The organism is Arthrobacter globiformis, from assembly GCF_030815865.1.
Classification (GTDB): domain Bacteria; phylum Actinomycetota; class Actinomycetes; order Actinomycetales; family Micrococcaceae; genus Arthrobacter; species Arthrobacter globiformis_B.
In genome coordinates this window covers 3,553,246-3,565,203 of the sequence record NZ_JAUSXI010000001.1, presented here as the reverse complement: position 1 = coordinate 3,565,203, position 11,958 = coordinate 3,553,246, and the positions used below count along the sequence as shown (strand labels likewise).

At 66.6% G+C, this 11,958-nt stretch carries 14 protein-coding genes and 1 pseudogene; 14 read left to right on the top strand and 1 reads right to left on the bottom strand.

Features of this window, described 5'->3' with window-relative positions; genetic code table 11:
• The first annotated feature begins 30 nt into the window (after positions 1 to 30).
• The 14 genes and pseudogenes from rpsP (at position 31) to QFZ33_RS16500 (ending at position 10,541) form a co-directional block, all read left to right on the top strand.
• Positions 31 to 444: a 30S ribosomal protein S16 gene (gene rpsP, locus QFZ33_RS16565; protein ID WP_102972220.1), complete on the top strand. Its 414-nt coding sequence runs from the start codon at positions 31 to 33 to the stop codon at positions 442 to 444.
• Position 445: 1 nt separating this feature from the next.
• Complete coding sequence (locus QFZ33_RS16560; RefSeq protein WP_003806061.1) at positions 446 to 688, top strand: RNA-binding protein; 243 nt, start codon at positions 446 to 448, stop codon at positions 686 to 688.
• A 150-nt stretch (positions 689 to 838) separates the two neighbouring features.
• Positions 839 to 1,420 (top strand): ribosome maturation factor RimM, encoded by a 582-nt coding sequence (gene rimM, locus QFZ33_RS16555; protein WP_307029217.1) that lies wholly within the window; start codon positions 839 to 841, stop codon positions 1,418 to 1,420.
• Positions 1,421 to 2,215, top strand: a complete 795-nt coding sequence (gene trmD / locus QFZ33_RS16550) for a tRNA (guanosine(37)-N1)-methyltransferase TrmD (RefSeq protein ID WP_307029215.1) — start codon at positions 1,421 to 1,423, stop codon at positions 2,213 to 2,215.
• A gap of 256 nt (positions 2,216 to 2,471) precedes the next feature.
• Positions 2,472 to 2,831, top strand: coding sequence for a 50S ribosomal protein L19 (rplS, locus tag QFZ33_RS16545; protein WP_307029213.1), 360 nt, complete (start codon positions 2,472 to 2,474; stop codon positions 2,829 to 2,831).
• An 85-nt stretch (positions 2,832 to 2,916) separates the two neighbouring features.
• Complete coding sequence (gene lepB / locus QFZ33_RS16540) at positions 2,917 to 3,597, top strand: signal peptidase I (protein ID WP_307029211.1); 681 nt, start codon at positions 2,917 to 2,919, stop codon at positions 3,595 to 3,597.
• Positions 3,598 to 4,428, top strand: a complete 831-nt coding sequence (gene lepB, locus QFZ33_RS16535; RefSeq protein WP_307029209.1) for a signal peptidase I — start codon at positions 3,598 to 3,600, stop codon at positions 4,426 to 4,428.
• Between the two features lie 2 nt (positions 4,429 to 4,430).
• Complete coding sequence (locus tag QFZ33_RS16530) at positions 4,431 to 5,102, top strand: ribonuclease HII (RefSeq protein ID WP_307029207.1); 672 nt, start codon at positions 4,431 to 4,433, stop codon at positions 5,100 to 5,102.
• Positions 5,103 to 5,163: 61 nt separating this feature from the next.
• Entirely contained in the window at positions 5,164 to 5,490 is a 327-nt protein-coding gene (locus QFZ33_RS16525) for a DUF2469 domain-containing protein (RefSeq protein WP_003806068.1), read from the top strand.
• Positions 5,491 to 5,670: 180 nt separating this feature from the next.
• The gene (locus tag QFZ33_RS16520; RefSeq protein WP_307029205.1) at positions 5,671 to 6,027 is read left to right on the top strand and encodes a YraN family protein; all 357 of its coding nucleotides are present in this window, start codon (positions 5,671 to 5,673) and stop codon (positions 6,025 to 6,027) included.
• A pseudogene (locus QFZ33_RS16515) lies at positions 6,027 to 7,572 on the top strand (YifB family Mg chelatase-like AAA ATPase). The gene QFZ33_RS16520 and the pseudogene QFZ33_RS16515 overlap by 1 nt, the downstream one beginning before the upstream one ends.
• A gap of 12 nt (positions 7,573 to 7,584) precedes the next feature.
• On the top strand, positions 7,585 to 8,769 hold the full coding sequence (dprA, locus tag QFZ33_RS16510) for a DNA-processing protein DprA (protein WP_307029203.1): 1,185 nt from the start codon (positions 7,585 to 7,587) through the stop codon (positions 8,767 to 8,769).
• Between the two features lie 86 nt (positions 8,770 to 8,855).
• Entirely contained in the window at positions 8,856 to 9,782 is a 927-nt protein-coding gene (locus QFZ33_RS16505; RefSeq protein ID WP_307029201.1) for a tyrosine recombinase XerC, read from the top strand.
• Between the two features lie 255 nt (positions 9,783 to 10,037).
• A complete protein-coding gene (locus tag QFZ33_RS16500; protein WP_003806074.1) occupies positions 10,038 to 10,541 on the top strand; it encodes a DUF3145 domain-containing protein in 504 nt (167 codons plus the stop codon).
• A gap of 122 nt (positions 10,542 to 10,663) precedes the next feature.
• On the opposite strand, the gene QFZ33_RS16495 is transcribed toward QFZ33_RS16500, so the two are convergent.
• Positions 10,664 to 11,899 carry a beta-ketoacyl-[acyl-carrier-protein] synthase family protein gene (locus QFZ33_RS16495; protein ID WP_307029199.1) on the bottom strand — a complete coding sequence of 412 codons (1,236 nt, stop codon included), beginning with the start codon at positions 11,897 to 11,899 and terminating at the stop codon, positions 10,664 to 10,666.
• Positions 11,900 to 11,958: the final 59 nt, after the last annotated feature.

The following is an 11,958-nucleotide window of genomic DNA, read 5'->3' as shown; positions in this document are numbered from 1 at the left end:
CCCGTTTCAGAAACAGGAGTGACCACAAAAGTGGCCGTAAAGATTCGCCTTAAGCGCTTCGGTAAGATGCGCGCACCGTACTACCGCATCGTTGTCGCCGATTCGCGCACCAAGCGTGATGGCCGTGCCATCGAAGAGATCGGCAAGTACCACCCCACCGAGGAGCCCTCATACATCGAGGTCAACTCCGAGCGTGCACAGTACTGGCTGTCCGTCGGCGCGCAGCCGTCGGAGCAGGTCGCCGCGATCCTGAAGATCACCGGTGACTGGCAGAAGTTCAAGGGTCTGCCGGGCCAGGAAGGCACCCTGAAGACCAAGGCCGACAAGGAAGCATTCGTTGCTCCGGAGAAGGGTTCCGTGATCATCCCGGAAGCCATCACCAAGAAGGCCAAGGCATCGGAAGCCCCCGCCGAGGCTGAAGCAGAGACCACCGAGGCTGAGTAAGTTGCTGGCAGAAGCGCTCGAACACCTTGTCCGCGGCATTGTCGACTCCCCTGAGGATGTCAAAGTCAGTGCCAAGAACAACCGCCGCGGGGATACCCTCGAGGTGCGCGTTCACCAGGAAGACCTGGGACGGGTAATCGGACGCCAGGGCCGCACCGCGCGTGCACTGCGCACGGTCGTGGCGGCGCTGGCAGAAGGCGAGCAGGTCAGGGTCGACGTCGTCGACACCGACCGCCGCCGGTAACGCGCCTGCAACACTTGCCTTAAAGTCCGGCCCCTCCACCAGCTAACGGTGGAGGGGCCGGACTGCTTTGGGCCCGGATACGCACGAACATTCCGACGCCCGCAAAAGTCATAACCACGCATCAACACGCAGCCCAAAACAGAGGAACACATGCAGCTTCAGGTGGCCCGTATCGGCAAGCCCCACGGAATCCGCGGCGAGGTGACAGTCCAGGTGCTCACCGACGCGCCCGAGGACCGGTTCGTCCCCGGCACCGAGTTTGTGGTGGAACCCGCCTCCGCCGGGCCGCTGACCGTGCGCAGTGCCCGCTGGAACAAGGACATCCTCCTGCTCGGCTTTGAAGAGATTAATACCCGGAACGAGGCCGAGACGCTCCGGGGCGCCAAGCTGTTCATCGAGACCGAAGGGCTCGACGAGGACGACGATGAGGGCTGGTACGAACACGAGCTCGTCGGCCTCGAGGCCCGCGTCGGCTCCCGGGCCGTGGGCAAAATCACCGCCCTGAACACCATGCCGGTGCAGGACCTGCTCGTCGTCGAAACGACCGACGGCAAGGAAATCCTCATCCCGTTCGTGGAACAGATCGTCCCCGAGGTGAACACCGAGGAGGGCTACGTCCTGCTCACCCCGCCGGCGGGCCTGTTCGAGGTCAACGAGGAGAGCGCGGAGGACCCGGAGACCAGGGGCTCGGACTCGGCTGAGGAAGAGGCCGAGCCGGAGGCCAAAGCGTAGATGAGAATCGACGTCGTCAGTATCTTTCCCGAGTACCTGGCACCGCTGGAGCTGTCGCTCATCGGCAAGGCCCGCCAGGACGGGTTGCTGGACTTGAACGTGCACGACCTCCGCACCTTCACCACCGACCGCCATCGCACCGTGGACGACACCCCTTACGGCGGCGGCGCCGGCATGGTGATGAAGGCCGAGCCGTGGGCCCAGGCGCTCGAATCCGTGGCGGCTGCCCGGCCGGCCGGTGCAGCCAAACCCGTGCTGATCGTCCCGTCCCCAGCGGGGGAGCGCTTCAACCAGACGCTGGCCTACGAGCTTGCCGAAGAGGAGCAACTGGTGTTCGCCTGCGGGCGGTACGAGGGCATTGATGAGCGCGTCATCGAATGGGCCGAGGAGCACTTCACGGTCCGCCCGGTCAGCCTCGGCGACTACGTCCTCAACGGCGGAGAAGTGGCTGTACTGGCCATGGTGGAAGCCATCGGCCGGCTGCTCCCCGGAGTGGTGGGAAATCCCGAGTCGCTCGTGGAGGAGTCGCATTCGGACGGCCTGCTTGAGTACCCGGTCTACACCAAGCCGTCGGTTTGGCGCGACCGGGAGGTCCCGGCCGTCCTGCTCAGCGGCAACCACGGCAAGATCGCGCAGTGGCGCCGGCACGAGCAGTACCGCAGGACGGCGGAACGCCGTCCTGACCTGCTGCAGACGTTCGACGCCGGGACCCTGCCCCGCGCGGACCGCACCGCTCTCGCGGACCTGGGGTACGACGTCGTCGACGGTCACCTCCGGCGGAGGCCGGACGCCTGAGCGGTTCTACCGGTGTCCCATGTGGCACGGACGTCCCATAATTAACCAATTCGTGCCATTTGTGGCAAAATTAGTCCTTGTGTCTGCTGGGTCCGCACCTGCCACAGGGGGAGCGTAACCAACAGCAGGACACCCCGGTGCCGCCAACTAGTGGCGGGATTGGACCTCAACACTTCGGCAGCGATTCCCGGTATATCCGGGCTTGGCCGCCGTGACCCAAAGTGGATGACCTGTGGCGTTCACCAGGAGTGGATCAATGCATATCCTCGATTCCGTAGATGCAGCTTCGCTGCGCACTGACGTTCCCGAGTTCCGCGCGGGTGACACCATCAAGGTTCACGTGAACATCATCGAAGGCAAGAACTCCCGTGTCCAGGTATTCCAGGGCTTCGTCCTGGGCCGCCAGGGTGACGGCGTTCGCGAGACCTTCACCGTCCGCAAGGTTTCCTTCGGTGTCGGCGTTGAGCGTACCTTCCCGGTGCATTCCCCGATCATCGAAAAGATCGAGGTTGTCACCAAGGGTGACGTCCGCCGCGCCAAGCTTTACTACATGCGTGCACTGCGCGGTAAGGCTGCGAAGATCAAGGAAAAGCGCGACTTCAGCACCGCCAAGTAAGTCTTCACGGACTTTAATGGCGGGTCCCGAACCCGTATCCGGCCAGCGCCGGAGCCATCCGCAACAGCGCCACAGGATACGGATTATGGACCAGACAAAACGCCAGCCAGGGAGACCGGGCTGGCGTTTTGCGTTGCTGGCCGTGGTTGCTGCCGTCCTGCTCAGCGGGCTGATCCGCTCCCTCTGGCTTGACGTCTATTACATCCCGTCCGCCTCGATGGAGCCGCTGTTCGGCACTGGTGACAGGATCCTGGTGTCCCGCACCGCCTTCCAGTCGGAACCGATCCGCCGCGGCGACGTCGTGGTGTTCGACGGCCGGGGCTCGTTCGCCCCGCTGAACAGCGGGGAGGGTCCGCTGCAGCAAGCGGCGGCTGCGGCAGGACACTGGCTGGGACTGACCGGCAGTGATACTACATACGTAAAGCGGGTCATCGGGCTTCCCGGCGACCATGTGGTCTGTTGCGACGCCGGCAAACGCCTCACAGTCAACGGTCAGCCGCTCGTGGAACCATACCTCCATGACGGTGATGCAGCGAGCACCCAGAAGTTCGACGTGACTGTTCCCGAGGGCCGGCTGTGGCTGCTCGGGGACCACCGCTCGGTGTCGGCGGACTCCCGCAGCCTGCTGGGGGCGCCCGGCGGTGGCATGGTGCGGTCGGACAGGGTAATCGGCAGGCCGGTACAGATACTCTGGCCGCTTGATAGATTTGCGTCAGTGGCGCGGCCGCCGTTGGTCGCCAATACAACAACAAAGGACGGACAGTAGATGCCGGAAACAGATCCCGGGAGCTCCGAGCCGCGGCAGACTGCTGCGGGGCCGGGACGGCATGCCGCCCACGAGCCCGCCTCGGAAGTACCCGCTCCCGGCGGACCCGGACCCGGGTCACCTTTTCCTGCCGGCCCCCGCCGGCAGGAAAAGGGCGGTCCCCGCAACCCCTTCCTGCTGTGGCTGAAGGAAATCGCCACGGTTGTGGTGATCGCCGTCGTGCTGTCCTTCCTCATCAAAACCTTCCTGTTCCGGGCCTTCTACATTCCATCCGAGTCGATGGTGAACACGCTGGATATCAACGACCGCATCTTCGTGAACCTCCTCGTGCCTGAGCCGTTCGCCCTGGAGCGCGGCGACGTCGTTGTCTTCAAGGACACCAAGGGCTGGCTGCCGCCCACACCGCAAAAGGCCGACGGGCCGTTCAGCGTTGTGGAGGACGGGCTGACCTTCGTTGGCCTGCTGCCGGACAACTCCGAGCAGCACCTGGTTAAGCGGGTCATCGGGCTGCCTGGGGACCACGTCGTCTGCTGTGACGCCGGCGGGAAGATCACCGTCAACGGTGCCGGGCTGGACGAGGCGTACGTCAATCCGGCCGAAGTTCCCGCAGTGCGCACCTTCGACGCCGTCGTGCCCCAGGGCAAGGTCTGGGTGATGGGGGACAACCGCAACCATTCGGCGGACTCCCGTGCCCACACCGACACCAACGGAGGCTTCGTGGACATCGCCGACATCGAAGGCAAGGCAGCGGTCATCGCCTGGCCAATGAACCGCTGGGCGGCCCTGAACAACTATCCCGACGTCTTCAAGAATGTGCCGTCGGCAGGTTAGCCATGTCCGTTGCACCTACCCTTGACTACGAGAAGCGCTTCCTGCCCCGCGGGGCCCGGTTCCTGGCCGGCGTCGACGAAGTAGGCCGCGGCGCCCTCGCAGGGCCGGTGAGCGTGGGAATCGCCGTTGTGGACCTGCAGAACATGGAACTTCTCGCCGACGTCCGGGACAGCAAACTCCTCAAGGCGGCAGACCGCGAACGGCTCGACCCGCTGGTGCGGGCCTGGAGCGTCGCCTCGGCCGTCGGACATGCCACTGCGCACGAAATCGATGAGCTCGGCATTATGGGCGCCCTCCGGGCCGCCGGAAACAGGGCCTGGTTCGAGATCCTCGGCGCCGGCATCACGCCCGACGTCGTCCTTCTGGACGGCAGCCACAACTGGCTCTCACCCGCCGTCCAGCCCTCGCTGTTCGACGAAGTCGTCACCGACCCCGGCTGTGACGCGCCCGTCCACACCCTCGTCAAGGCCGACATGCAATGCCTCAGCGTCGCCGCCGCTAGCGTCCTGGCCAAGGTCGAGCGCGACCAGCACATGCAGCAACTCCACCTCGAGTACCCTGACTTCGGCTGGGACGTCAACAAGGGCTACGGCACGGCGGCGCACCGGGAAGCGATCCGCACCAGCGGCCCGAGCCCCTACCACCGGGTCAGCTGGAACCTGCTGTCCGAGTAGCGAACCTGCTCTCCGGGTAGCGCGGTGCGCGGGTTCCCGCCGCATGGTGCAAGATGGAACCATGAGTGCCGAAGACCTTGAGAACTATGAGACCGACATGGAGCTTCAGCTCTACCGGGAGTACCGCGACGTCGTGGGTCTTTTCAGCTATGTGGTCGAGACCGAGCGGCGCTTCTACCTGGCCAATCACGTGGACCTGCAGGCGCGCAGCGCCGACGGCGAGGTCTACTTCGACCTCACGCTCCAGGACGCCTGGGTCTGGGATGTGTACCGTTCAGCGCGGTTTGTGAAGAGCGTCCGGGTCATCACGTTCAAGGACGTCAACGTCGAGGAACTGCCGCGCAACGAGGAACTCGCGCTGCCCAAGGACGTCGACCTCGGCAACTGAGGTTCCTGACCCTCCGGGGTATCCCTGCCGCACTGCCCCGGGGGCACTGTTCCTCCACAGCCGGTGTTTCTCCTCCATCCCTGCCCGCCTTTCCTCGGATGCCCGCGACCTTTCCCACATAGCGTGACAGTGCCCTGTTGCGCGTGATCCCGCCCCCGCAGTCTTGATGCGGAGGTGGAAATGAAAGCCAAGGACCTGCTGGGCCGGCGCGGGGAAGAGCTCGCGGCGGAATATCTGGAATCGCTGGGGATGCTGATCGTGGAGCGCAACTGGCGCTGCCCGGATGGTGAGATCGACATCGTTGCCCTGGACGGCGATGCCCTCGTCATTGCCGAAGTGAAGACGCGGCGTTCGCTCGCCTACGGTCACCCGTTTGAAGCAGTGGGAGCAGACAAGCTCGCTCGGCTGCACCGCCTGGGTTCGGCCTGGTGCCGGGACCACGGACTGTGGTTGCCGCTGCGCCGGGTGGACGTCGTCGCCGTGTTGGACGACGGCGTCGGCAAACCCACCGTTGAGCACCTCAGGGAGGTGCTGTGATGGCGCTGGGGAGAGCCTATTCGGTGGCCCTCGTCGGCCTGAACGGCTACATCGTGGAGGTCGAGGCCGACATCGGCCAGACACTGCCGGCCTTTGTGCTCCTCGGGCTGCCGGACGCTTCCCTCAACGAAGCCCGTGACCGCATCCGCTCGGCGGCGCAGAACTCCGGCATTCCGCTGAGCCGGCGTAAGATCACCGCCAACCTCATTCCGGCGTCCCTGCCCAAGCGCGGATCCGGCTTCGACCTTGCCATCGCGATGTCGGTGCTGCGTGCCGCGGAGGACATCAGGCCCACCGGGCGCACCGTCTTCATCGCCGAGTTGGGACTGGACGGACGCCTGAGGCCTGTGCGCGGCATCCTGCCGGCCGTGATGTCCGCGGTGCAGGCCGGGTTCCACGACATCGTGGTGGCCCACGCGAACGCAGCCGAGGCCGAACTCGTCCCCGGTGCCAGGGTCCGCGGCTACCGGACCCTGGCGCGGCTGGTGTTCGATTTTGGTGCTGACCCGCAGGAACTGGTGCTCGACTTCGCACCGGAGGATGAACCCGCCGGGACTGAGCCTGTGTCAGTGGATGCGCCTGCCCCCGACATGTGTGACGTGTCCGGCCAGGCAGAGGCACGGCGTGCCCTTGAGGTAGCCGCCGCCGGTGCGCACCACCTGCTGCTGACCGGGCCCGCCCGGCGCCGGCAAGACCATGCTGGCCGAGCGGCTTCCCGGGCTTCTGCCCGATCTGCGCGACACGGAGGCGATGGAGGTGACAGCGATCCATTCCCTGTGCCAGCTCCCCACCGCCGGAGTGCAGCTGGTCCGGCGGCCGCCCTTCGAGAATCCCCACCACTCGGCCACAGCAGCGGCGATCATCGGCGGCGGGTCGGGGCTTCCGCGCCCCGGCGCGGCGTCGAGGGCGCACCGCGGAATCCTGTTCCTGGACGAGGCGCCCGAATACGAACGCAGGGTCCTCGATGCACTCAGGCAGCCTCTTGAGAGCGGCGAGCTGGTCATCCACCGCTCGGCCGGAGCAGCGGCCTACCCCGCGCGGTTCCAGCTGGTGCTGGCAGCCAATCCGTGTCCGTGCGGCAAGGCCTCGGGGAAGGGCATTGAATGCACCTGCACCCCCTTCATGCGGCGCCGCTACATGTCGCGCATGTCGGGGCCGCTCCTGGACCGTGTGGACATCCAGCTGCAGGTGGACCGTGTGTCGCTGGCGGACTTTGGCCAGTCCGGGGGAGCGGAGGACAGCGCAACGGTCGGTGCCCGCGTCCTGGCTGCCCGGGCAAGCCAGCTGCAGCGGCTTCAGCGCTGGGGCATGGAAACCAACTCCCAGGTGCCCGGCCGCATCCTGCGTGGCGAGCTGAGACTGGCGGCCGCTACAACCCGGATCCTGGACCATGCACTGGAACGGGGCGTCCTCACGGCCAGGGGCTATGACCGTGTCCTCCGCCTCGCCTGGACTTTGGCAGACCTCGCTGGCCGGGAGCAGCCGGACGGGAACGACATCGGACAGGCCCTGAGCCTCCGCCAGACCGCCTCAGCGGCGGCGTGAAAGGAAAGCCACATGCACAACGAGAGACTTGCCCGGGCCGCGCTGTCCAGGCTGATGGAGCCACAGGACGTGGCGGGGCTGGCCCTGGTGCATGTCGCCGGGGCCGAGGACGCCTTGCGGATCGCCACCGGCCAGGTCAGCTACGGGCCGCGGCTGGAACAGGACATCACCGGGTTGCTGGCAGAGCACAGTGCCGTGAATTCATGGGGCGGCCTCGGTGCGGCGCTGAAACGCTGGGCGCCGAGGATCCCCGACCTCGCCCCGGAGCGTGACGTGGCCACCATGCAGCGCCTGGGCGGCCGGATGATCATCCCGGTGGACGAGCTCTGGCCGCGGCAACTGGACGACCTTGGCCTGCACCAGCCGATTTGCCTTTGGTGGCGGGGCATCGAGCTCGAACTTCCCCCGGCAGCCAAGGCGGTGGCCCTGGTGGGCTCGCGGGACAGTACCAGCTACGGTGCGTCAGTCACCGGTGACCTTGCCTACTCGCTGGCGCAGCGGGGCTTTACTGTGGTGTCCGGCGGCGCGTACGGCATTGATGCCCACGCGCACCGGGCAGCCCTGGCTGGGGGCTCGGGTGCCATGCCGACCATCGCCGTGATGGCAGGCGGGGTGGACCGCTTCTATCCCTCAGGCAACGAGGATCTCCTGCGCTCTGTAGCCAACCAGGGTGCCGTGCTCGCCGAAGTACCGCCCGGTTCCGCACCCACCCGCTACCGGTTCCTTCAGCGGAACCGACTGATCGCTGCCCTTGCGTCCGTCACAGTTGTGGTGGAGGCCAGATGGCGGTCCGGAGCCCTGAATACCGCCCATCACGCGGAAACCCTGGGCCGTGCGGTCGGAGCTGTCCCCGGATCTGTCCACAGCGCCAACTCGGCCGGCTGTCACCGGCTCCTGCGCGAGGGCGGCGCTGTCTGTGTCACTGATGCCGGGGAGATCGCCGAGCTTGCGTCGCCCAGCGGCCAGTCCCTGCCTGATGAGAAGAGCGGGCAGTCCGCCGATCACGACGGCCTGACGCTCGAGGACCTGATCCTGCTGGACGCACTCCCGCTGCGGTCCGCCAGCTCAGTCGAAAAACTCTGCAGTGTCGCCGGACTGGGCGCCGAATCGGTGCGCGCGGGCCTTGGCAGGCTGGCGCTGCTGGGACTGGCCGTATCCGAGAAGGGAGGCTGGAAGCGCACCAGGCAATCAACATAGGGCCTGCCGCCCGGCGACGTCCCCCTCGCCGGGCGGCTCGCCGTGCCGTTCCTTGATTCCGTGCCAAATGCTGGGACAGTGGGGGAGTGGAGAAACAGGAACTGCCGGCCGCCCTCGCCAAGGCCGTCACGGGTTTCGGACGGTACCTGACGGGTGAGCGGGCCCGGTCCGAACACACGGTGCGCGCGTACCTGTCCGACGTCTCCAGCCTGCTGAGCTATGCGGCAGGCGAAGGAGTCTCCGATCCCGCGGGCCTCGAGCTGGGAACCCTCCGGCGCTGGCTGGGCAGCCAGAGCGAGGCTGGCGCGTCACGTTCCACCCTTGCCCGCCGTGCCGCCACGGCGCGGACCTTCACCGCCTGGGCGCTGCGGGAAGAACTCATCGAAACCGATCCTGCCCTGCGCCTGCAGGCCCCCAAACGCGACGGCTCACTGCCGGGGGTTTTGCAGCAGCAGCAGCTCGCCCGGCTTCTGGAGGACCTCAACGAAGCAGCGAAAGACGGTGATCCCGTGGCCCTGCGCAACAGGGCCATGATCGAGCTGCTCTACGCCACTGGTGTCCGCGTCGGCGAGCTGGCGGGTCTGGACGTCGATGACCTCGACCCGGACCGCAGAACCCTCTGCGTGCTCGGCAAAGGCAACAAGGAACGGACGGTGCCGTACGGGCTCCCGGCGGCGCTCGCCGTCGACGACTGGCTGCGCCGCGGACGGGGAAAGCTCGCACTCCCGGACAGCGGCCCGGCACTTTTCCTCGGGATGCGCGGCCGCCGCGTGGACCAGCGCCAGGTCCGCAGCGTAGTGAAGGGACTGTTCGACGCACTGGGCGATACCTCCGCCACCGGACCGCACGCCCTGCGGCACACCGCCGCCACGCATCTGCTTGACGGCGGCGCCGACCTTCGGGCGGTCCAGGAAATCCTCGGTCACAGCAGCCTCGCCACTACCCAGATCTACACCCATGTGTCGGTGGACCGGCTACGTAAGAGCTATCAGCAGGCCCACCCGCGCGCCTAGGCACTTTCCGCCGGCGCGCCTTCTACACCACGCCGAATTGCACTGGCGTAATTAGACGGCGTACGGCAGAATAAGATCCAAGTCGACAACTTTCAAGTTGTGCTTGAAGCACCCGTCTTCAGGCCTCTCTTGTCAGCCCGGCAGATATTTTCATAGATTGGCAGGAGTCACCGGCACCACGCGGCGCCCAAAGCAGCAAGTATCCCGTCCATGCAGGTCGTTGGGGAAGACGTACCTACAGCTATGGAGGATGGAATGTCTGTTGCAATGACCCGCGGTGTGCTGTTTATTCACTCGGCCCCTACCGCACTGTGCCCTCATGTTGAGTGGGCCATCGGATCCGTCGTGGACAAGCGAACGGACCTGGAGTGGACCCCTCAACCCGCTGCGCCCGGCATGTTCCGCTCGGAGCTGTCCTGGACCGGCGCGCAGGGGACAGGTGCGCAGCTTGCGTCTGCCCTCCGGGGCTGGGCACATCTGCGCTTCGAGGTCACCGAAGAACCCAGCCAGGGCGTGGACGGCGGACGCTGGTCCCACACTCCTGAGCTGGGTATTTTCCACGCCGTGACCGACGTGCACGGCAACATCATGGTGTCCGAAGACCGGATCCGCTACGCCTACGAGGCCGGCGCCGGCGACCCCTCCGCCGTCTACCACGAGCTGTCGCTTGCCCTCGGCGAGGCGTGGGACGAGGAGCTGGAACCCTTCAGGCACGCCGCTGAGGGCGCGCCGGTGCGCTGGCTGCACCAGGTCGGCTGAAGCGGCAGCTCAGCTAAAGACTGCAGGGCCGGTTGATACGCCAGCCGCAGCAATTACCCCATAGCAACGAAGAAGCCCCCGCCAACCGGCGGGGGCTTCTTCAGCCGTTCAGTCAGGTCTCATCACACGCTGCGGATGGCAACGACGGCGTTGTGGCCGCCGAAGCCGAATGAGTTGCTCAGCGCCACAATGTCGCCGGCCGGCAGGTCGCGTGCGGAGGTCACAACGTCGAGCGGGATCTCCGGATCCTGGTTCTCGAGGTTGATGGTCAACGGGGCCTTCCGTTCGTGGACGGCCAGGACGGTAAGGACGGCCTCAACAGCGCCCGAGGCGCCGAGCAGGTGGCCCATCTGCGACTTGGTGGCCGAGACGGCCACGTTGTCGACGTGGCTGCCGAGCGCCGCTTTCAGCGCCGTGTATTCCGGCTTGTCACCCACCGGTGTCGACGTGGCGTGGGCGTTGACGTGAACAACGTCCTCTGCCTGGATGCGCCCGTCGAACATGGCTGCCTTGAGCGCGCGGGTCGCGCCGAGGCCTTGAGGGTCCGGGGCGGTGATGTGGTAGGCGTCGGCCGTCACGGACGTGCCGGCCAGCTCACCGTAGATCCGTGCGCCGCGGGCAAGGGCGTGCTCCTCAGCCTCAAGCACCAGCGCGCCGGCGCCTTCGCCCATGACAAAACCGTCACGGCCAAGGTCGTACGGGCGCGAGGCGTGCTCGGGATCGTCGTTGCGGCGGGAGAGCGCCTGCATGGAAGAGAACGCTGCCAGTGGCATCGGGTGGATGGCGGCTTCGGCGCCACCGCACATGACGACGTCGGCCTTGCCGGACCGGATCAGGTCCAGCCCGAGGTGCATCGCTTCGGTACCGGACGCGCAGGCGGACACCGGCGTGTGCGCACCGGCGCGGGCGCCCAGGTCCAGGCTGACCGCTGCGGCCACGCCGTTGGGCATGAGCATGGGAACCGTCATGGGCAGGACGCGTCGGGGCCCCTTCTCCTTCAGCGTGTCCCACGCGTCAAGGAGCGTCCAGACGCCACCGATGCCGGTGGCGAACGCCACGGCCAGCCTGTCATGGTCGATTTCGGTAATGCCGGAGTCGGCCCATGCCTCGCGTGAGGCGATGACGCCGAACTGCGTTGACGGGTCCATGCGCTTGGCCTCGACCCGGCTCAGGACGTCGAGGGCGGGGGTGGTGCACCTGGCGGCGAAGTGGACCGGCAGCTCGTACTTGGCGACCCAGTCGTCCTCAAGGGTGTGGGCGCCGGAAACCCCCTTCAGCGCGTTCTGCCACATCGTGGGTACGTCGCCGCCGATGGGCGTGGTGGCACCCAGACCTGTTATGACTACTTTGCGTGTCATGTGATCACTCTCTGTCGGTGCGCCTGCCGTGTCCTATGCTGCTGGCCGGAGGCCGGAGT